Source organism: Pseudarthrobacter sp. NCCP-2145 (genome assembly GCF_023708005.1).
Classification (GTDB): Bacteria; Actinomycetota; Actinomycetes; order Actinomycetales; family Micrococcaceae; genus Arthrobacter; species Arthrobacter oxydans.
This window is the reverse complement of record NZ_BRCG01000003.1, coordinates 99,840-120,337: the sequence shown is the minus strand read 5'-3', so window position 1 is coordinate 120,337 and position 20,498 is coordinate 99,840. Positions and strand designations below refer to the sequence as shown.

Below are 20,498 nucleotides of genomic sequence, written 5' to 3'. Positions count from 1 at the left end.
GGTGAACGCGATCGAATCGAACCGCAATAGTTGGGTGCGGGGTGGCACATGCGCGCAGGCTTGTAGGTGAAGGGGGAACCGTGATCTCAGCGCTCAACCAACTCGTCGATTACATCGACGGTCACCTCACCGAGGAGATCGCCGTTGATGACCTGGCGGTCAGCCTCGGCATGACCGAGTACCACCTCCGCCGCATGTTCTCATCACTGGCCGGCATGCCGCTCTCCGAGTACGTCCGAAGGCGCCGCATGACGGTGGCGGCAACGGAGGTCCTCGACGGCGGCGAGCTGCTGGCAATCGCTGTGCGGTATGGCTACGGCTCTACCGAAGCTTTCAGCCGGGCATTCCGGTCAGTTCACGGCGCCGGACCCGGCGACGTGCGCCGGGACGGCGGGCCCCTTCGCACGCAACCGCAGCTCAGGTTCCGCCTGACCGTAGAAGGGAACACCCCGATGGACACCCGCATCGCAGACCGGCCGGCATTCCGGCTCATCGGCCATTCGGCCCGTGTACCGCTTATCCACCACGGTCCAAACCCGCACATCCAGGCGCACATCGCCTCACTGCCGGCAGCAGAGCACGACCGGCTCAAAGCACTGGGCAACACCGACCCCAGGGGCCTGCTCCAGGTGAGCGCCGACGTCGACCCGGACTACACGGAGGGCAGCGAGCTCACGTACCTCCATGGCGTGGCCGTAACCCCAACGACGCCGGTGCCCGGGGATCTCGACGCGATCGAGGTCCCCGCGGGCACGTGGGCGGTCTTCCGCGCCGAAGGGGCGTACCCTGCGGTTCTGCAATCCACCTGGGCATCCACAGCCACCGACTGGTTCCCGTCGAACCCGTGGCGGCTGCGCCCGGGCCCCTCGATGGTGGCAGTCCTGGATCGCAGCGCCGACTTCAGCACAGCAAGCTGCGAATTGTGGCTCCCGGTAGAACGTGCCTGACGGATCAGCCCCGCTCGCCGGAGGCGCTGGCCAACCGGTACAGCCAGGCCCGGATCACTTGGTGTCTTTGGCCGCTTCAGGGCCGACCCGCCGGGACCTTCCGCCCAGCCGGGCGGTGACCTTCGCTGCGGCGCCGGCGCAGGCCTCCCCCAACGCCTGCAGCCTGTCTTGGGACACCCGGAACCGGGGTGCGGGGATCAGGACGGCCGCCACCACCTCGCCCCGGTGGTCGAAGACGGGTGCCGCCAGTCCCACCTCATCAATGGAGGTTTCGCCGTAGTTGACGGCCCAGCCGCGCCGGATGTCGTCCTTGAGCCGGACCAGGTAGGCGTCCAGGCTGGAGTCATCCAGGCCCGGGTAGCTGATGGCCCCGCTGCTGAGCAGGGACCGGACCCGGGGTTCAGGTTCTTGGGCCAGGAAGACCTGCACCGAGGCGCTGAGGGCGTCGTTGTACCGTGCCCCCAGCGGGGTGGTGTGCTTAATCTGGTGGTGGCTGGCAATCTGCTCCACGCAGATGGATTCATCGCCGCTCCACACCATCAGTGCGCTTGTTTCGCCGGTCTGCTCCGAGAGCTCGCGGAGTACGGGATAGGCAACGCGGCGCTCCTCAAGCTCGGCGAGGAGCGGCCCGGCCACGGCAATCAGCCCCAGCCCGAGCCGGAACCGCCGCGTTTCGGCGTCCCGCTCCACCAGGTGCTCCTGCTCGAAGGTTGCCAGGATCCGAGAGACCGTGCTCTTGTGCAGCCCCACGCGGTTGGCGATCTCGGTGACGCCAAGCAGGGGCTCGTCCGCCGAGAATGTCCGGAGGACCGCAATCGCGTTGACGATGACGGAAGCGCCCTTGCTGTCGCCGTTGCCTGTGGTCTCGGATTCTGTTGCACTCATGGTGTTACCCATCATTCCCTAAGGGAGGGCCGGAAGCGGCGCCATGGGGATGACGCCGCTTCCGGGTGTTCGCCGGGCCTGGTGGAGCCCGTTGGGGACGTTAGGCGCCGATGATGTTGTACTCGGGTCCGAACGGGAACTTGGTGATGTTCTCCGCGCCGTCCTCGCCCACCACCAGGATGTCGTGCTCGCGGTACCCGCCGGCACCCGGCTGGCCCTCGAGGACGGTGATCATCGGTTCCATGGAGACCACCATGCCCGGTTCCAGCACCGTGTCGATGTCCTCGCGGAGCTCGAGTCCGGCTTCGCGGCCGTAGTAGTGGCTCAGGACGCCGAACGAGTGGCCGTAGCCGAAGGTGCGGTTGGCCAGGAGCCCGTAGCCCACGTAGATCTCGTTGAGCTCGGCGGCGATGTCCTTGCAGACGGCGCCGGGCTTGATGAGTTCCAGGCCGCGCTTGTGGACTTCCACGTTGATGTTCCACAGCTCCAGTGAGCGGGCATCCGGTTCACCGTAGAACAGGGTGCGCTCCAGCGCCGTGTAGTAGCCCGAGGTCATGGGGAAGCAGTTCAGGGACAGGATGTCGTGTTCCTGGATCTTGCGGGTGGTGGCCCAGTTGTGGGCGCCGTCGGTGTTGATGCCGGACTGGAACCACACCCAGGTGTCGCGGATTTCGGAGTCGGGGAAGGTCCTGGCGATTTCATGGACCATGGCCTCGGTGCCGATCAGGGCAACCTCGTACTCGGTGATCCCGGCGGTGATGGCGTTGCGGATAGCTTCGCCGCCGAGGTCGCCGATGCGTGCGCCGTGCTTGATGACCTCGATTTCCTCGGCGGACTTGATCATGCGCTGGCGCATGGCGGCCTGGGCCACGTCCACCAGGGTGGCGGACGGGAAGGCCGCCTGGATCTTGTTCCGGTTGTCCAGCGGCAGCGAGTCGTCCTCGACGCCGAGGCGGCGCGGGTTGATGCCGCGGGTCCGCAGGACTTCCTGGATGGCGAAGATGTAGTTGTCGCGGCGCCAGTCCGTGTAGACGATGTTGTCGCCGTAGCTGCGGCGCCAGGGCATTCCGGCGTCGATATTGGCGGTGACGGTGACGGTGTCATCCTTGGTGACCACCATGCCGTAGGAGCGGCCGAAGGTGGTGAAGAGGAAGTCTGAGTAGTACTTGATGGAGTGGTAGCTGGTGAGGACGACGGCGTCCAGGTCCTTCTCGGCCATGATGCGGCGCAGGCCGGCCAGGCGGCGCTCAAACTCGGTGTCGGAGAACGTGAGGCTCACCTTCTCGCCGTTCTTGAGGATCTTGGTGCGCTCGAGTTCGGCGACAGTGGTGGCGTTTTCGGTGGTGATGGTCATCGTGGCGATGCCTTTCTCTCGTGCATTTGTTGAGGTGCAGTTGGTTTTGGTGTGGGGGGGAAGCTATTCGTGCCGCAGGGGCTCTTTGCAGGTTTCCCTGGAGAGCGACACGGCAATGAGGGAGACGACGGCGGCAGCCACCAGGTACCAGGCCGGAGCCAGGTCGCTTGCGGTTGCGGCGATGAGGAGTGTCGCCATGAACGGGGCGGTGCCGCCGAACAGGGCGTTGGAGAGGTTGAAGCTGACCGCAAAGCCGCTGTAGCGCACCCGGGTGGGGAACATTTCCGCCAGGAAGCTGGGGAGTGTGCCGTCGTTGAGGGTGAGCATGGCGCCCAGCAGGATCTGGACCAGGACGATGACCAGGAAGTTGCCGGTGCCGAGCAGTGCGAAGGCGGGGACGGTCAGGACAATGAAGGCAACCGATGCGCTGATCAGCACCTTCTTGCGCCCGTACCGGTCCGAGAGCATGCCGGTGAGGAAGATGAAGCCGATGTAGGTGATCAGCGCGATGGTGGTGGCAAGGAATGATTCGGTTTCGCCCAGGCCCAGTTCCGAGGACAGGTAGGTGGGCATGTAGCTGAGGATCACGTAGAAGCCGACGGCGTTGAGCAGCACGGCGCCGACGGCCTGCAGCAGCTGCCGCCAGTGGTTGCGGAAGAGGCTGGAGACAGGGGCCTTGACGGCGTGGTCCTCGGCGGCCAGTTCACGGAATACGGGGGTGTCCTCAAGCTTGGTCCGGATGTACCGGCCGATCAGGCCCATGGGGGCTGCCAGCAGGAAAGGCAGCCGCCAGCCCCAGCTCTGCATCGCCTCGGTGGAGAGCAGGGTGGTCAGCAGGCCGGCCATGAGTGAGCCCAGGAGCAGGCCGGCGGCGGTGCTCGCGGGGACGACGGCGGCGTACAGGCCACGCCGGTTGGCTGGGGCGTACTCCACCAGGAAGGCCGAGGCTCCTGCGTATTCACCGGAGGCAGAGAAGCCCTGGACCACCCTGATGATCAGGAGCAGGACGGGCGCCCAGATGCCGATGGTGTCGTAGCCCGGAATCAGCGCTATGCAGAACGTGGCTCCGGACATGATGAGGATGGACAGGGAGAGAGCTGTCCGCCGTCCCACCCTGTCGCCGATGTGGCCCCAGACGAAGCCGCCGAGCGGGCGCACCAGGAAGGAGATGGCAAAAAGGGCGAAGGTCAGCAGCAGCCCGGTCTGCGGATCGGATTCCGGGAAGAAGACCGTTGCGATAGTGACGGCCAGGTAGCCGTAGACGGCGTAGTCGAACCATTCAACGAAGTTGCCGATGAAGCTGGCAGCGATGACCCGGCGCCGCGTTTCCTTGCTGACGGCACTGTCGGCAGGTGCGGGACGCGGGTCGCTCACGATGCTGCCCGGGGAGGAAGTTTCGTTACTCATATGTCCACCAAAGTGTTGTGGTTGCATTCAGCGCAACGCTGTTGCAACAGACTAAGGCGTGATGGCCGCCACAGTCAATGGTTTCGAGGCGGCGAATTACAGTTCCGGAAAAGGCCAGTTTGAGGAGCGCCAAATCAAGCCCAGCGCTTGGGCCACACTTGTAGGCTGGGGAGATTGAAACCCCAAGAGTTGCTTCGAATGCAATAGTGTTGCGGATAGCTTGCGCGCGGACCTCAACCGCCTGGCGCCAATGCACGTCGAACTGGGCGGCTCTATTGACACGCCCTACGCCTGCTGACATATTTCGAGTAAGCGCTATACGCAACGTGTTGTGCATTACGCAATTGGAGAGGCCCGGGCGGAAGGTCTGGGAGGCACGACCACCCTTTCGGGTGCCTGCCACCCGTCCCTTTGGGTAGCCGTCCGGAAGCGTCGCAGCTTCTAGACTTGGGAGTCGGGCCGGGATCTTTGTCCGGCCAACGAAAGGAACACAGGAAATGGTTCATAAAGTCAAGGCAGTCATCGCCAAGGAAAAGAACGCTCCGGTGTCAGTGGAGACCATCCTGGTGCCGGATCCGGGCCCGGGCGAGGCCCTGGTGGACATCCTGACGTGCGGTGTCTGCCACACGGACCTGCACTACAAGCAGGGCGCCATCAACGACGGCTTCCCCTTCCTGCTGGGCCATGAAGCCACCGGTGTGGTCAGCGCTGTGGGTGACGGCGTTACCTCCGTCGCCCCCGGCGACCGCGTCATCCTGAACTGGCGCGCCGTGTGCGGTGAATGCCGCGCGTGCGCCAAGGGACAGCCCCAGTACTGTTTCAACACCGCCAACGCCACCCGGAAGATGACCCTGGAGGACGGCACGGAGCTCTCCCCCGCACTGGGGATCGGGGCCTTCGCCGAAAAAACCCTCGTCGCTGCGGGACAGTGCACCAAGGTGGATCCCGAGGCTGATGCGGCCGCCGTCGGCCTGCTGGGCTGCGGGATAATGGCCGGCATCGGCGCCGCCATCAACACCGGTGAGGTCAAGCGCGGCGAGTCCGTGGCGGTGATCGGCTGCGGCGGTGTGGGCATCGCCGCGATCGCCGGCGCCAAGCTCGCCGGCGCCACCACGATCATCGCCGTGGACATCGACGCCAACAAGGTGGACATGGCCACATCCCTCGGCGCCACGCACGGCATCGACTCCAGCAAAGAGGACCCCGTCGAGGCCATCCGCGCCCTCACCGGAGGCAACGGGGCGGACGTGGTGATTGACGCCGTCGGCCGTCCTGAAACGTACAAGCAGGCGTTCTACGCCCGCGACCTCGCCGGACGCGTGGTCCTGGTGGGCGTCCCGACGCCGGCCATGCAGCTTGAACTGCCGCTGCTGGACGTCTTTGGCCGCGGCGGCTCGCTCAAGTCCTCCTGGTACGGCGACTGCCTGCCCTCCCGCGACTTCCCCATGCTGGTGGCGCACTACAAGCAGGGCAACCTGGACCTGGACGCGTTCGTGACCGAACGGATCACCATCGACCAGGTGGAGGAAGCCTTCGACAAGATGCACGAGGGCAAGGTCCTGCGTTCGGTGGTGGAGCTCTAATGGTCGCCATCGAGAACCTGGTCACCTCGGGGACATTTTCGCTCGACGGCGGCACCTGGGACGTGGACAACAACGTCTGGATCGTAGGCAATGACGAGGAGTGCGTGATCATCGACTCCCCGCACGACGCCGCTGCGATCATCAACCAGGTCCGCAGCCGGAAGGTCAAGGCCATCCTGCTCACGCATGCGCACAACGACCACATCGGTGCTGCCCGCGACGTTGCCGACGCCGTGGGCGCCCCGATCTACCTGAACCCCGAGGACCTGGTCCTCTGGGAACAGGTGTACCCGGACGCGCACCCGGACCGGGCACTGGCCGACGGCGACGTGTTCGAAGTGGGCGGTGCAACACTGAAGGCCATCCACACCCCCGGCCATTCCCCGGGCTCCACCTGCTTCTACCTGGAAAGCGAAGGAACGGTCTTCACCGGAGACACGCTGTTCAACGGCGGCCCGGGTGCCACAGGACGGTCCTACAGCGACTACCCCACCATCCTGGCCTCCATCCGGGAACGCCTGCTCACCCTCCCGCCCGGGACTGTGGTCCGCACCGGCCACGGGGACAACACCACCATCGCTGCCGAAACGGAAACGCTGGCGAAGGTTTCGCAGTAGCCGTCGAGCTGAGCATCGCGCGGGGCGCGCCGGGATTGCCCGGCGCGCCTTCGCGGCGCCAGCGGCAACCGCGCCTTCGTGGCGCCCACGCAACACAGTACAAACACCACGCATGCCGGTAAGGAAGTTGGAACAATGAAGTTCGGTAAGCAGCCCGCCCCCGTTGCGGACATTGACGAGGACAACCTCGAAGTCCATAAGCCCAAGGCCGAGGCGGCAGGCGTGAAAGCCGTGATGGTGGCGCTGGAACGCGCGGTGGCCCAGGCCGGGGTGGCCCGCACGGCGCACTCGCTGCTGCGGCTGAACCAGCGGGGCGGTTTCGACTGCCCGGGCTGCGCGTGGCCGGAGTCGGACAAGAAGCGCAAGACCGCCGAGTTCTGCGAGAACGGCGCCAAGGCGGTGGCCGAGGAAAACACCCTCCGCACCGTCGGTGCCGAGTTCTGGGCCAGGCATTCGATCGCCGAGCTCTCGACGAAGACCGAGTACTGGCTGGGCAACCAGGGCCGGCTGAGTGAACCCGTGGTGATCCGGGCAGGCGAGAGCCACTATTCACCGATCTCCTGGGGTGATGCCTTCGACCTGATCGGCGAGCATGTGCGGGCCACCACGGCCGACCGTTGCGTTTTCTACACCTCCGGGCGCACCGCGAACGAGACGGCGTTTATGTACCAGCTGTTCGCGCGGGCTTTGGGCACCAACAACCTGCCGGACTGCTCCAACATGTGCCACGAGTCCTCGGGTTCGGCTCTGAACCCGACCATCGGGATTGGCAAGGGGACCGTGTCCCTGGACGATATCCATGATTCCGAGCTGATCTTCGTGGTGGGGCAGAACCCCGGGACCAACCATCCGCGGATGCTGTCCGCGCTGAAGGAATGCAAGGACAAGGGCGGCAAAGTGGTGGCGGTCAACCCGCTGCCCGAGGCCGGGCTGTTCAATTTCAGGGACCCGCAGACCGTCTCCGGCGTGGTGGGCGGCGGCACGCCGCTTGCCGACGAATATCTGCAGATCAAGGTCGGCGGTGACCTGGCACTGTTCCAGGCCCTTGGCCACCTGCTCCTGGCGGAGGAAGAGCGGAACCCGGGCACCGTCGTCGACCATTCCTTCATCGAGGCGCAGACAGACGGGTTCGCCGCCTACCGCGAGGCCCGCGGCAGCCTGGATTGGGCCGAAACCGAGAAGGCCACCGGGCTGTCCCGGGAGCAGATCGAGACCGTTGCCGGGATGCTCATCAAGTCCAAGGCCACCATCTTCTGCTGGGCCCTGGGCGTCACGCAGCAGCCGCACTCGGTGGACACCATCAAGGAGATGGTCAACGTCCTGCTGCTGCAGGGCAACTTCGGCAAGCCCGGAGCCGGCGCCTGCCCGGTCCGCGGGCACTCCAACGTCCAGGGCGACCGCACCATGGGCATCTGGGAAAAACCCAAGGAATGGCTGCTGGAGGCGCTGGACACCGAGTTCGGGATTACTTCACCCCGGCACCACGGGTATGACGCCGTGGAAGCGATGGAGGCGTTCGAACGCAACGAGGTGGACTTTTTTGTGTCCATGGGCGGCAACTTCTCCCTGGCCTGCTCCGACACCGAGACCCTGGAAGCCGGCATGCAGCGGATCGGCCTGACCGTGCACATCTCCACCAAGCCCAACCGCTCACACGTGGTGCATGGGCGCACCTCGCTGATCCTGCCCACCCTGGGCCGGACGGACAAGGACGACAAGCACCCCAGCGGTGCACAGTTCCTCTCCGTGGAGGATTCGATGTCTGTGGTCCACTCCACGCAGGGCAGGCTCACGCCGGTCTCCGAGCACCTGCTCGCCGAACCCGTGATCGTGGCACGGATGGCCGAGGCGGCGTTCGGCCCGGACCACCCGGTGGACTGGAAAGCCATGGCCGAGGACTACGACGTGATCCGCGACCACATCGCCCGCGTGCTGCCCGGCTTCGAGGACTTCAACGCCAGGATCCGGACCAAGAACGGGTTCGTCCTGCCCAACCCGCCGCGCGATACCCGGTCCTTCAAAACCGACATCGGCCGGGGCAGGTTCACCGTGAGCCCGCTGGAATACCTCACCCCGCCCGACGGGCACCTGGTGCTCCAGACCATCCGCAGCCACGACCAGTACAACACCACCTTCTACGGCCAGGACGACCGCTACCGCGGCATCTCCGGCGGCCGCCGCGTCATCCTGGTCCACCCCGAGGACCTGGTGGAGCTGGGCTTCAAGGACCGGGACCTGGTGGACGTGGTCAGCACCTTCCGCGGCCACGACCGGCAGGCCGACAAGTTCCGCCTGATCGCCTACCCCACCGCCAAGGGTTGTGCCGCCGCGTACTTCCCCGAAGCCAACGCCCTGGTCCACAAGGAAAACGTGGCCCGCGAATCCAACACCCCCGGCTTTAAGGCCATGTTCGTCCGGTTCGTGCCGCACCTCGCGGAAACCACCGACCAGGATTCTTCCGGGCAACTGGAGCCTGCCACGGCGGGATAGCCCCCGCGGCGCTCCTACCGGCAGAACGACGACGGCGGCACGCGGCAGGTGCCCGTGTCGCCGTCGGTGTTTCATCCACACGCCGGTGGCCGATGCGTAGTCACGCGCGGGCGCGGAGGAAGCGCTCCAAGGCGTCCTCTCCCGGCGACTGGGCAGTGTGCAGGAAATCCGCCGTACCTAGCTTCAGCTGGCTCGGCCAGTGGGGTGGTTCCCAGTCCTGGTGTTCGCTTTTGTAGTGGCGACCGGTGGGTGAGGTCCAGCCGGGTGGTTGGTTTTTGGTGGCTGGTGTTGGTGTCCAGCCGGTGGTGTGCCGGAGTTTGTGGTGTTTCGGGCAGGGCTGTCCCAGGTTGCTGATCCCGGTGGTCCCGCCGTGGTGCCAGGCGACGAGGTGGTCGGCCTCGTTGTCGAGGGAGTTGTTGCTGCAGCCGGGGAAGGGGCATTTGCCGTCCCTCAGCCTGAGCCAATTCCGCATCGCCTTGGTCACCCGGTAGCTGGTGCGCCCAATTTCCAGTGGTGCCCCGTCCCGCGGGTCGACCAGGACGCGGTGAAAGGAGTCTGCTCCGTGTGCAACCAGGTCCCGTGCCATGGACGGCGGAACGGGGCCGAACCCGTCCAACACCGCCGGCTCCTCCGTGAGGCCCATCAGCGAGAACACCGGCACGGTGACCAGGACCTGGGCCCGGATCCCCGGGGAAAGCAGGCCGGCACCAGTTCCTGCGCCGGCTCCGTCGCTGTCGCTTGCTTCCTCGCCGTTACCTGCACTGTTGTCTGCATGGAAGGTTGCACTGGTTCCGCTGGTGAGGATGGCTTCGGCGAATTTGTCGGTCCGGAGCTGGGTGAGGGTGCGGGGTTCGTTGGGTCCTTGTGCGGCCCGCGCGAGAGCGTTAAGGCGGTTCCAGCCTGCCAGCGCCTGGTGCGCGGGCAAACAAGCGGAGAGCCAAGCCATCCCGTCCTGGTCAGGCCGGTATTCCACCCGCCGGTCCGCCACCCCCTTGGCATGGCGCTTCCCCAGCGATTCGGGATGGTGGCGTTCCCGCCAGGTGCGGGCCTTGGCCTTGAACCGGTGCGCCGGCATTTCGCCGATTGCTGCGGCGGTGGGCGGTTTAGGGACGGCCGGGTCGAGGAAGTGGGCTTCCAGGGCGACGACCCCGGCCGGGTCCAGGGTTGCGGCCTCGTTCACCATGACCAGGGCGTGCTGCCAGGAGATCGTGCCGGCGTGCAGGGCCGCGAGGGTCAGGGGCAGGGTGGTGGTCAGCGCGTGGGATACGGACAGGAACGTGCTGGCGGCCCGCGGCCCGAGGGCCAGCACGCACCCGATCTCGGCGGCCACAGCCATCTCCTGTGCCGGCACCGGGGCCCCGAGAGGCGCCAGGGTATGGGCGGTGCCGGCGTATCTCATGGCAGCGCGGGCCTTCAGGCCTGCAAGCCCGGCTTCGGCCTCCCTGGCACCAGCGAGGATGTCCAGGCTCCCATCTGCCAGCCCGGCTAACGGATCGGCAGCAGAGAACGGCTCCGAACCGCACCCGTCCACCTCAGCGTTGAGCACGGCAAGGGCGGCCCTGATATCCGCAAACGCCCTCGCCACCGCTTTCCTGCCCATAAACCCATCCTGCCAAGGGGGTCCGACAATAAGCCGGGAACCGGGCCGGCCCACGAAAAACCGGGGGCCGCCTGTTCGGCGGCCCCCGGTTTCCGATGACAACTACGGACAGGTTCCGGGCTAGCCCCGGAGGCGCTCCATGCCCGGATCGAACAGCGGCTCGGCAGAGACCGTGGCAGCAATGCGCTTGCCGAAGTACTCAATCTCCACCGAGTCGCCCTCGGATACCGACGCCGGCAGCCAAGCGTAGGCGATCGGCCTGCGGACGGTGTAGCCGTAGGCGGCGCTCGTGACGTAACCAACCGCAGCACCGTTCGCGTACACCGGTTCCTTGCCCAGCACGATGGACGTGCCGTCGTCGACCGTCAGGCAGCGCAGCGCCCGCGTGGCGGGCTGCTCCTTGCGGGCGGCGAGAGCCTCACAACCCACGAAACCGGTCTTGTCCTTGGCCACCGAGAAGCCCAGGCCGGACTCGTACGGGTGGTGCTCGGACGTCATGTCCGTGCCCCACAGCCGGTACCCCTTCTCCAGCCGCATGCTGTTGAAGGCGCCGCGGCCGGCGGCAATGATGCCGTGCTCCCGGCCCGCCTCGAACAGCAGGTCCCAGAGCTTCAGCCCGTACTCGGCGGTGGTGTAGAGCTCCCAGCCGAGTTCGCCCACGTAGGAGAGCCGCATGGCTGTCACCGGGATGCCGCCCACGGAGATTTCCTTGGTGCGGAAGTACTTCAGGCCGTCGTTGGTGAGGTCGTCCGAGCTGACCTTGCCGATCACTTCGCGCGCCAGCGGGCCCCACAGCCCGATGCAGCAGGTGCTGCCGGTGATGTCGGAGACATGCACCCACTGGCTTGGATCGGCAGCGGACTGCTTCCGGGCCTCCACCCGGAGGTAGTCGAAGTCCACGTTGCTGTTCACGCCCAGCTGGAAGTCCTCCTCCGCCAGCCGCGCGACGGTCACGTCACTGCGGATGCCGCCGTCATGCTCCAGCAGCAGGCAGTACGTCACGGCGCCCGGTTTCTTGGCGATGTTGCCGGTGCTGAGCCGGTGCAGCAGCGCCTGCGCGCCCGGGCCCACCACGGACAGCCGCTTCAGCGGCGTCATGTCGAAAAGCGCGACGGCGGTACGCGTCTTCCACGCCTCGGCCGCCGAGATGGGGGACGAGAACATGGCGGACCAGGAGTCCCGCTCCGGCGCCTGCCACTCGGCCGGCAGCTCCTCGAGCAGGCCGCGGTTGGCCTCGAACCAGTGCGGCCGCTCCCAGCCGGCGGACTCCAGGAAGAACGCTCCCAGTTCCTTCTGGCGGACGTTGAACGGGCTCACGCGCAGGTCCCGCGGAGATTCCCTGGGCTGCAGCGGGTGCATCACGTCGTAGATCTCCACGAAGTTCTGCTGGGATGTCTCGCTGACGTACGCATCGGAGGTCTGGACCTTTTCGAAGCGGGCGAGCTCGCAGCCGTGCAGGTCCGTGCGGGACCGGCCTTCCACCAGCAGCTCCGCCATTGCCTTGGCCACGCCGGCCGAGTGCGTGACCCAGACGGCTTCGGCCACGAAGAAGCCGGAGAGCTCGGGCGCCTCGCCCATGAGCGGGCCGCCGTCCGGGGTGAAGGAGAAGATGCCGTTGAAGCCGTCCTGGATCGCTGAGCTGCGCAGCGCCGGCAGCAGGTCCTGGCTGTCCTCCCAGGCGGGCAGGAAGTCTTCCAGGGTGAACTCCAGGCGGGAAGGCATGCGGTGGTCCGACATTTCCTCTGCGGCGACCTTCGGCAGGGCGGACATGTCCACCGGCATGGGGCGGTGGGCGTAGCTGCCGATGCCGATGCGATCGCCCCATTCCCGGTAGTACAGGTTCTTGTCCTGGTAGCGCAGGATGGGCTTGCCGGCGCCCTTGGGAAGCTCGTTGACGCCCTCGAGTTCGGGCAGCGGGGTGCTGATGGCGTACTGGTGGGCCAGCGGCAGCAGCGGGACTTCCAGGCCCACCATCTTGCCGAGTTCACGGCCCCAGAAACCTGCGCAGGACACCACGATGTCCGCCGGGATCAGTCCGTTGCCGGTTTCGACGCCGGTCACCTTGCCGCCCTCCCGGGCGATGCCGGTGACGGTGGTGTTGCCCTGGTACTTCACGCCGGCCTCGCTGGAGCGTTCGATCAGCAACTGCACCGCACGGGCGGCCAGTGCCAGGCCGTCGGTGGGGATGAGCAGGCCGCCCAGGACTTCGCGGCCGCCGGTGAGCTTGCCCGTGTTCAGGAGGGGGTAGATCTTTTCGCATTCGTCGGCGTCCACGATCCGGCTTTCGACGCCCCAGGAGGTCATCACGCCCATCTTGCGCTTGAGGTCGGCCAGGCGCTCGGGGGTGGTTGCCAGTTCCAGGCCGCCGACCTGGTTGAAGCAGGACTGGCCGTCCTTGCTCAGGGCCAGCAGCTTGTTCACCGTGTAGGTGGCGAATTCGGTCATGGTCCGTGACGGGTTGTTCTGGAACACCAGGCCCGGCGCGTGCGACGTGGAGCCGCCGGCAAGTTCCAGCGGGCCCTGTTCCACCACCGTGATGTTGGTCCAGCCCCGGGTGGCGAGTTCGTCGGCAAGGTTGGTTCCGACGATGCCGGCGCCGATGATGACAACGCGTGGTGATGCGCTCATAAGTAGTTCTCCTGGTGTTCGCGTTAGCGGAAGACGACGGTGCGGGTGTTGTTGAGCAGGACCCTGTGCTGGCAGTGCCACCTGACGGCGCGGGACAGTGCCTGCGATTCGGCGTCCCTGCCCACAGTGACCAGCGCATTCGGGTCCAGGCTGTGGTCCACGCGGAACACTTCCTGCTCGATGATCGGGCCTTCGTCCAGGTCTGCGGTGACGTAGTGCGCGGTGGCGCCGATGAGCTTCACGCCGCGGTCGTAGGCCTGGTGGTAGGGCTTGGCCCCTTTGAACCCGGGCAGGAAGGAATGGTGGATGTTGATGGCGCGGCCGCGGAGGGTCTTGCTGAGGCCGTCCGAGAGGACCTGCATATAGCGGGCCAGGACCACCAGGTCCGCCTGGTACTCCTCGACCAGTTCCAGCAGGCGCGCCTCGGCCTGCGGCTTGGTGTCCGCGGTGACCGGGACGTGGATGAACGGCAGGCCGGCGGCTTCAGCCATGGGGCGGAGGTCCTCGTGGTTGGACACCACGACGGCGATCTCCGCACCCAGGCTTCCGGCGCGCCACCGGAAGATGAGGTCGTTGAGGCAGTGGCCGAACTTCGAGACCATCACCAGCACGCGCTGGGGGCTGCCGTCGTGGATGGCGAACTCCATGTCGAACTCATTGGCAGTGGCGGCGAACTCTGCGCTGAGGCCTTCCGCGGAAACTTCCTTGTCTCCCGGGGTGAAGGCCGTGCGCAGGTAGAGCTTGCCGCTCATGTGGTCATCGAACTGCTGGTGTTCAACGATGTCGAAGCCGCGGTCAGCGAGGAATGCGGTGATCGCCCGGACGATTCCGGGGCGCTCCGGGCACGCCAGCGTGAGGACGTACTGTGCGGTGCCGGTACTGCGGACGCTGGGGACGGCGCCGGCTTCCGCCGTCGCGTTTGCGGCAGGGCGGCCCTCAAGGACTGTGGTCATGGTCTACTCCTGGTTCTTTGCGGGGGCTGGGGTGTCAGCGGCGGAAGCGGCGCACGGGCCGTCCTCTGAACAGTGCTGATCACATTGGTGCTGGGTCACGAGATCGAACTGGACGCCGCCGTGCTGGTCCACTCCGGTCCGGATGGCGCGTTCCACCACCGAGTCGGCGAGCCGCCGCCGCAGGGACAGCGGGTCCCGGCGCAGGTCCTTGACCAGGGCGAAGCAGAGCAGCAGCATGACCAGCACGAACGGCAGGGCTGCCACGATGGTGATGCGCTGCAGCCCGGAGAGCGCCTCCGAGGGCTTGTCGCCTCCGGCGAGCAGCATCACGGCCGCCACGGCGCCGGTGAGCAGGCCCCAGAAGATGACCAGCCCTCGTTTTGGTTCGGCAGAACCGTTGGAGCTGAGGGAAGACATCACCAGTGACGCCGAGTCGGCGCCGGTGACAAAGAAGATTCCCACCAGGACCATGGCCAGGACAATGACTGCTCCGGTCAGCCAGCCCGGCATGGCCAGGTTGTTGACGAGGTCGAACAGTGCTCCGTCGAAGTCGATGGACGGTGCGCCGTCAGACATGGCCACCAGCCCCGGCTGGCCGGCCTGGTCCGCTTTCTCCTGGACCTTGAACGCGGCCCCGCCGAAGATGCCGAACCAGATGACACTGACAACGCTGGGGACCAGCAGGACGCCGGTAACGAACTGCCGGATGGTGCGGCCGCGGCTGATCCGGGCGATGAACATGCCTACGAAAGGCGTCCAGGACACCCACCATGCCCAGTAGAAGATGGTCCAGCCGGACATCCAGGTGCGAAGGGCCTCGTCACCGACCGCCTCGGTGCGGGAGGACATTTCGGCCAGATCCCGGGCGTAGTCCCCCACTGCGGCAGGGATGAGGTTAAGGATGAAGAGCGTGGGGCCGGCGATGAAGACGATGAGTGCCAGGACCACGGCCAGGACCATGTTGATGTTGGACAGCCACTGGATGCCGCGGCTGATGCCGGACACTGCCGAGGCCACAAAGCAGGCGGTCAGGACGGCCACAATGGCCACGAGCACGGGCGTGCCCACCTCGCCCATCCAGCCGTTTGAGCTCAGCCCGCTGCCGATCTGCAGCGCGCCAAGTCCCAGGGAGGCCGCCGTGCCGAACAGCGTGGCGAAGATCGCCAGGATGTTGATGAACTTTCCTACCGGCCCTTCCACCGTCCTGATGCCGAACAGGGACGTAAAGGCCGCGGAGATCAGTTGCCTGCGCCCCAGGCGGTAGGTGCCGTAGGCCATGGCGATTCCTACGACGGCGTACATCGCCCAGGGATGCAGGGTCCAGTGGAAGATGGAGGTGGCCATGGCTGTCTGGATGGCAGCGGGCGTCCGGCCGTCCACGGTGCCCGGCGGTGGGGCGATGTAGTGGTACAGCGGCTCGGCCACGCCGTAGAACATCAGGCCGATGCCCATGCCGGCGGCGAACATCATGGCGATCCACGAGACCGTCCGGAATTCGGGGCGTTCCCCGTCCTTGCCCAGCGGGATGTTGCCCCATTTTCCGAGGGCCAGCCAGAGGACAAAGACGACGAACAGCGAGGCCAGCACCATAAAAAGCCAGCCGGTGTATTCCATCACCCAGTCCAGCGCGACGGTTGAGGTTGCAGCCAGGCTGTCCCGGCCCAGGAAACCCCAGGCCACGAACGCGAGGGCCAGGATGCCGGTGATGCCGAAAGTGGCCTTGTCGAGGGTGAGCTTACGGTTCCGGCGCTCCGCCACGGCCTGCTCGGCCTTGGTCTGGCGGAGTTCCTGCATGATCTGCTGGGTGTCCTCCGCGTCGAGTGAGTCGTGGGCGGAAGGAGAGTTCTCCGGCGCAGGTGGAACGAGCTTGGGCTCCTCCTGCTCAAGGGGGGAATGGGCATCCGGGCGGATGTCGCTGTTCAAAGCCATGTCAAGTCCTTTGGTTTGAATTCATGGGCTGGCGCAGTGCTCCGGCGTCCCCAAGCCGGGCGGAGGATCTGGTGCTTCCTGGCATTCAGTAAGCAGAATCAGCTTTTGCTGTGAATGGGGCGGTTGTTCCGCAAGGATCAACACGTCTCGTAATAAGCAACAGAGTGGCCCGCGCCACAGGTGCGTGTCAAGGTTTTTCCGAATTCTTAAGCCCTATTTCGCGGGTTCGGCTGCGCCTTGACGGCTGCCCCGGAACGGGGTCAGGCATCAATCACCAGGTCCGTCTGCGCGGTGGAGCAGCAGGGCAGGAACTTGCCTGCAGAGATTTCCCGTGCCCGGATCCCGCCCTGGTGGTTCATCTCGACTTCCCCCGAAAGCTTGACGACCTTGCAGGAGCCGCACATCCCTTCCTTGCAGTTCGCGCCAATCCTCACACCAGCACGCTGGGCCACCTCGAGGATGCGCTCGCTTGGGTCGATCCGGACATTGATACCGGTACGCGTGAAGGCCATGGTGAGGCTGCCTGTTCCCACCGTGTCGAAGCTCGAGGCGTCAGGGGAACCGGCGTCCGGCTCCCCGCCCGGGCTGTCGGCGGAGGGGTCCGGGCCGGGCGCCTCCGGGTCGACGATCTCCAGCGGCATCCCGGAGGCCTGCAGGGTTCCGTCGGCGTCGTAGCCAGGCTCGTAGAGGCCGAACGCGGCCGGCTGGCTTTCAAAGTAGTCCTCGGCGGATTCGGCGATCTCCTCGGCGATCTCCTCCGCGACATCGGCTGCAAGCGCCACCTCCGCCTGGTATTCAAGGAGCGTCTGGCGGTCTCCCGAGAAGAACTCCATGTAGATGGACGTGTCGTCGACACCGACCTTCCTGAGGAGCCCGGTGGCGGTGTTCAGGTAACCCTCAGGACCGCATGCGTACACCTGGCGGCCGTTGGCGTCCGGGGCCACCTCCTCGAGCATGGCCGCCGTCAGCCTTCCACTGAGTCCTTCCCACCCCTCCGGCACCCTGCGGTCGCCCAGGGAGTAGTGGACCTTGACGCGCGAGTCCACGGAGGCGATGTAGGCCAATTCCCGGTGGAAGGCGAAGCCGCCGGCATCCGAGCCATGGTAAAGCACCACAACATCGGCGTGTCCGGGCAGGGAGTGGATGGTCCGAACCATGGACATGATGGGAGTAATGCCTGCGCCGGCGGCAAGCAAGAGGTATCGTGCCCGCCGGTCTGCATCGGGCAGGTGGAATGCTCCCACCGGTCCCAGCATCTCAAGGACAGCGCCGGGTTTGACGTTCTCGTGCACCCACGGTGAGACCAGGCCCGTGGGGTCGCACTTGACGGTGATGCTGAAGGTCCACGGCTGGGTGGGCGAACTGGACAGCGAGTAGCTGCGGTCCGCCGGTTCCTGGTCTTCGCCGTTCACGGGAAATGCGACGTTCACGTACTGGCCCGCGCGGAACGCCAGGGGTGCACCGTCGCAGCGGCGGAACACGAAGGTCATCATGCCGCCGGCCTCGGGAACCGTCTCGACGCATTCGGCCATAAACTCCTGCGGATGCCATGGGCCCAGCGCACGGGCTGCCCGGGCGGGCGTCTCGGCGCTTCCCATCACCCTGTTCCACGGCATCTCAAGACCCCGGATACGCTGTGGTTCCTGGACTGCCGTTTCAGTGAGGAGTTCAATCATGCCAAGTGCTCCTGCACGCGCTGTACGTACCAGTTGATGAATGCCTCCACCTGGTATTCGCTCTTCATGTAGGGGCCGGGCTCGTAGGCGGGACTGCCGGCGCCCTGCTGGCAGAGCTCCACGAATGCCTTGTCCTGCAGGTTGGTCTGCTTCCAGGTGTAGGTGAGCTTCTCGAGGTCGTAGTCGACGCCTTCCACGGCGTCGTCAGCCACCAGCCACGTGGTGCGCACGAGGCTCTGGTGCTCGTTAATGGGGAAGACACCGAACGTGATGACGTGGTCGCCCAGGAAATGGAACCAGCTGTTGGGCTGCAGGTGCATGGAGCAGCGGCCGAGGCGGAAGTCGGGCAGGTCGCCAAGCAGCTTCTTGGAAAGCCTGCGCCCGTCGGCAGAGAACGATTCGCCCTCTCCATCGAGTGATTCCCGTGAGATGCGGATTCCCGCGATGCGCGTGTCAAGCTGCTCGACCACCTCGTACGGAAGGCCATAGCGGCGGCACCGCTCCTCGAGGGAGGACTGGGCTTCCTTGTTCCGGTTCCACACTTCCTCAAGGTGGGGCGGGATCAGGCCTTCCGTCAGGCCCCAGGTGGGGAAGAGGGAGCAGGCGAGCTCGGGGTGGCCGTCACAGTGGTAGCACTCACGGTTGTTCTCCATGACGAGCTTCCAGTTGCCCTCTTCGATGATGTTCTGCTGGTAGGCGATTTTTGTCTTCGAGAGATCGTGGGGCGCCAGGTAGGGCTCAAAGATCTTTGCGGTTTCGTCGAAGTCCGTTGGCGGTTCGTCTGCGATGCAGACGAAGATGAGTCCGGCGACCTCGCGGCCGTGGGCGCGCTTGAGGCCGAAGCAGCTCTTGTCGAACTTCGTTTCCCCCGGAGCGGAGGCATGGATCAGATTTCCCTCCGGCGAGTAGGTCCACGAGTGGTAGCCGCACACCAGGTTTCCGGTTGACCCTGCAGCGTCAGTCAGGACGCGGGCGCCGCGGTGGCGGCATACGTTGTGCAGGACGTTCACGCCGCCGTCGTCGTTGCGCAGCACAATCAGGGAGTATGGCCCGTAGTCGACGGTGACGTAGTCACCCGGCTCGGGCAGCTCGGCGGTGCTGGCTGCAAAGATCCAGTGCTGGCCGAAAATGGCCTCCATGTCCACCTTGAAGATCGAGGCATCAGTGTAGAAGGGGGCGTCGAGGGAGTAGCCGGTGCGACGGAACTCAAACAACGCGGTGATCTCGGCCAGCTGCTCGGCAGGCAATGATGCAGCGATTTTTCCGCGTGAATTGAGGGGCACGTTCACTGAAGCAGTCATGGGTTTCCTCCCGGGAGGCATGGGTAGTGGGTGTTGCGTGTTGACCAGGGGTGCGGGGGTGGTACCGGCAGTGGTCGATGTACTCGTTGTCATGAGATTAGGGTCACAACTGCTGCAAGAAAAGCGCAAAACTTTGAAGATTACCGTGCAGAATAAATGCATGATTGACGCGCGACTCATCACGCTCCGCGTATTCGCCCGGTGCGGCACGGTAGGCGCGACCGCGGAACTCACGGGCTATTCCCCCTCCGCCGTCTCCGCGCAGTTGCGGGAGCTCCAACGCGTACTCGGAATGCAGCTGCTGACGAAAGACGGCCGGGGCCTGCGGCTTACCGCCACGGGACGTTTTCTCGTGGCGGGCTCGGATCCCCTCATCGCCCAATGGGAGAGCCTGCGCGCCGCGGCCATGGAGGCCGGCGACCAGGTGCAGGCCCATCTTGGCCTCGGCGGATTCTCCTCTGCAGCCGCCCACTTGCTGGCGCCGCTGGCCGCCACCCTGCGCTCGACACACCCCTCGCTGGAGGTGCAGGTTCTTGAGGCTGAGCCTGCCCGCTGCTTCGACTTGCTGATTGCGGAACGGATCGACCTGGCAGTCATTGTCGCCATGCAGTCCGACAGTTATGGTGAGGACGATCCGCGCTTCGAGCAGAGAGTCCTGCTCGACGATCCACTGGACGTGATCATTCCCGGTGACCATCCGCTGGCATCACGGGAAACGGCGACGCTCGAAGAGCTGGCATCGGAACCCTGGATCACGGAGGCCGCCGGTTCCGCCTACCACTCCCTCTTCACCGCGGCCTTCACGGCAGTCGGGGTGACGCCGCGGATTGCCCACGAAGCCGTTGAATGGGAAACCCACATCGCCTTCGTGGGTGCCGGGCTGGGCGTAGGCCTGCTGCCCCGGCTTGCACCTTTGCATGGTGCCGAAAACGTGGTTCGGCTGCGCCTCACCGGCCGGGCGAAACCCACGCGCCGCATTGTCGCCGCGGTGCGCAGGGGCAGCATCGCCTCACCCCTGATCCAGGAGTCGCTCCGCATCCTGCAGGTTAACGCCAACCGGATCCTTACCGCCCGTCTCGAAGAGGATCTCTGATCGCTGCCTGCGCGCGGAATCGCAGCGTTTGGCAG

At 65.8% G+C, this 20,498-nt stretch carries 14 protein-coding genes; 5 read left to right on the top strand and 9 right to left on the bottom strand.

Annotation, left to right across the window (positions count from 1 at the left end; translation table 11 throughout):
• Positions 1–80 precede the first annotated feature (80 nt).
• Positions 81–947, top strand: coding sequence for an AraC family transcriptional regulator (locus NFU08_RS03500; protein WP_251420777.1), 867 nt, complete (start codon positions 81–83; stop codon positions 945–947).
• 54 nt (positions 948–1,001) lie between these two features.
• Here the strand turns inward: NFU08_RS03500 and NFU08_RS03495 are convergent, their stop codons facing one another.
• From NFU08_RS03495 to NFU08_RS03485, 3 genes are all read right to left on the bottom strand, one after another.
• Entirely contained in the window at positions 1,002–1,832 is an 831-nt protein-coding gene (locus NFU08_RS03495; protein ID WP_251420775.1) for an IclR family transcriptional regulator, read from the bottom strand.
• Between the two features lie 100 nt (positions 1,833–1,932).
• Complete coding sequence (locus tag NFU08_RS03490; protein ID WP_174179015.1) at positions 1,933–3,186, bottom strand: aminopeptidase P family protein; 1,254 nt, start codon at positions 3,184–3,186, stop codon at positions 1,933–1,935.
• 63 nt (positions 3,187–3,249) lie between these two features.
• Complete coding sequence (locus NFU08_RS03485) at positions 3,250–4,593, bottom strand: MFS transporter (RefSeq protein WP_174179017.1); 1,344 nt, start codon at positions 4,591–4,593, stop codon at positions 3,250–3,252.
• Between the two features lie 497 nt (positions 4,594–5,090).
• Here NFU08_RS03485 and NFU08_RS03480 point away from each other — a divergent pair, with 497 nt between their 5' ends.
• The 3 genes from NFU08_RS03480 to NFU08_RS03470 all read left to right on the top strand — a co-directional run bounded on the left by NFU08_RS03480 (position 5,091) and on the right by NFU08_RS03470 (position 9,283).
• Positions 5,091–6,176, top strand: coding sequence for an S-(hydroxymethyl)mycothiol dehydrogenase (locus NFU08_RS03480; RefSeq protein WP_251420772.1), 1,086 nt, complete (start codon positions 5,091–5,093; stop codon positions 6,174–6,176).
• A complete protein-coding gene (locus NFU08_RS03475) occupies positions 6,176–6,793 on the top strand; it encodes an MBL fold metallo-hydrolase (protein WP_251420769.1) in 618 nt (205 codons plus the stop codon). The genes NFU08_RS03480 and NFU08_RS03475 overlap by 1 nt, the downstream gene beginning before the upstream one ends.
• Before the next feature lie 135 nt (positions 6,794–6,928).
• Positions 6,929–9,283 (top strand): FdhF/YdeP family oxidoreductase, encoded by a 2,355-nt coding sequence (locus NFU08_RS03470; protein ID WP_251420768.1) that lies wholly within the window; start codon positions 6,929–6,931, stop codon positions 9,281–9,283.
• Positions 9,284–9,383: 100 nt separating this feature from the next.
• Here the strand turns inward: NFU08_RS03470 and NFU08_RS03465 are convergent, their stop codons facing one another.
• The 6 genes from NFU08_RS03465 to NFU08_RS03440 form a co-directional block, all read right to left on the bottom strand.
• Positions 9,384–10,883, bottom strand: coding sequence for an HNH endonuclease signature motif containing protein (locus NFU08_RS03465; RefSeq protein ID WP_251420766.1), 1,500 nt, complete (start codon positions 10,881–10,883; stop codon positions 9,384–9,386).
• Positions 10,884–11,003: 120 nt separating this feature from the next.
• A complete protein-coding gene (locus NFU08_RS03460) occupies positions 11,004–13,511 on the bottom strand; it encodes an FAD-dependent oxidoreductase (protein WP_251420763.1) in 2,508 nt (835 codons plus the stop codon).
• A 23-nt stretch (positions 13,512–13,534) separates the two neighbouring features.
• On the bottom strand, positions 13,535–14,464 hold the full coding sequence (gene purU / locus NFU08_RS03455; protein ID WP_174179027.1) for a formyltetrahydrofolate deformylase: 930 nt from the start codon (positions 14,462–14,464) through the stop codon (positions 13,535–13,537).
• 3 nt (positions 14,465–14,467) lie between these two features.
• A complete protein-coding gene (locus NFU08_RS03450; RefSeq protein ID WP_251420761.1) occupies positions 14,468–16,393 on the bottom strand; it encodes a BCCT family transporter in 1,926 nt (641 codons plus the stop codon).
• Between the two features lie 260 nt (positions 16,394–16,653).
• Positions 16,654–18,069 (bottom strand): ferredoxin reductase, encoded by a 1,416-nt coding sequence (locus tag NFU08_RS03445; protein WP_251420759.1) that lies wholly within the window; start codon positions 18,067–18,069, stop codon positions 16,654–16,656.
• Positions 18,066–19,370: an SRPBCC family protein gene (locus NFU08_RS03440; protein WP_251420757.1), complete on the bottom strand. Its 1,305-nt coding sequence runs from the start codon at positions 19,368–19,370 to the stop codon at positions 18,066–18,068. The genes NFU08_RS03445 and NFU08_RS03440 overlap by 4 nt, the downstream gene beginning before the upstream one ends.
• 160 nt (positions 19,371–19,530) lie before the next feature.
• Here NFU08_RS03440 and NFU08_RS03435 point away from each other — a divergent pair, with 160 nt between their 5' ends.
• The gene (locus NFU08_RS03435) at positions 19,531–20,463 is read left to right on the top strand and encodes a LysR family transcriptional regulator (protein ID WP_174179035.1); all 933 of its coding nucleotides are present in this window, start codon (positions 19,531–19,533) and stop codon (positions 20,461–20,463) included.
• Positions 20,464–20,498 lie beyond the last annotated feature (35 nt).

Coding starts and splice junctions, on each gene's coding strand:
- NFU08_RS03495 (WP_251420775.1), bottom strand. CDS start 1,832: ATGAGTGCAACAGAATCCGAGACCACAGGCAACGGCGACAGCAAGGGC.
- NFU08_RS03490 (WP_174179015.1), bottom strand. CDS start 3,186: ATGACCATCACCACCGAAAACGCCACCACTGTCGCCGAACTCGAGCGC.
- NFU08_RS03485 (WP_174179017.1), bottom strand. CDS start 4,593: ATGAGTAACGAAACTTCCTCCCCGGGCAGCATCGTGAGCGACCCGCGT.
- NFU08_RS03480 (WP_251420772.1), top strand. CDS start 5,091: ATGGTTCATAAAGTCAAGGCAGTCATCGCCAAGGAAAAGAACGCTCCG.
- NFU08_RS03475 (WP_251420769.1), top strand. CDS start 6,176: ATGGTCGCCATCGAGAACCTGGTCACCTCGGGGACATTTTCGCTCGAC.
- NFU08_RS03470 (WP_251420768.1), top strand. CDS start 6,929: ATGAAGTTCGGTAAGCAGCCCGCCCCCGTTGCGGACATTGACGAGGAC.
- NFU08_RS03465 (WP_251420766.1), bottom strand. CDS start 10,883: ATGGGCAGGAAAGCGGTGGCGAGGGCGTTTGCGGATATCAGGGCCGCC.
- NFU08_RS03460 (WP_251420763.1), bottom strand. CDS start 13,511: ATGAGCGCATCACCACGCGTTGTCATCATCGGCGCCGGCATCGTCGGA.
- purU (WP_174179027.1), bottom strand. CDS start 14,464: ATGACCACAGTCCTTGAGGGCCGCCCTGCCGCAAACGCGACGGCGGAA.
- NFU08_RS03450 (WP_251420761.1), bottom strand. CDS start 16,393: ATGGCTTTGAACAGCGACATCCGCCCGGATGCCCATTCCCCCCTTGAG.
- NFU08_RS03445 (WP_251420759.1), bottom strand. CDS start 18,069: ATGATTGAACTCCTCACTGAAACGGCAGTCCAGGAACCACAGCGTATC.
- NFU08_RS03440 (WP_251420757.1), bottom strand. CDS start 19,370: ATGACTGCTTCAGTGAACGTGCCCCTCAATTCACGCGGAAAAATCGCT.
- NFU08_RS03435 (WP_174179035.1), top strand. CDS start 19,531: ATGATTGACGCGCGACTCATCACGCTCCGCGTATTCGCCCGGTGCGGC.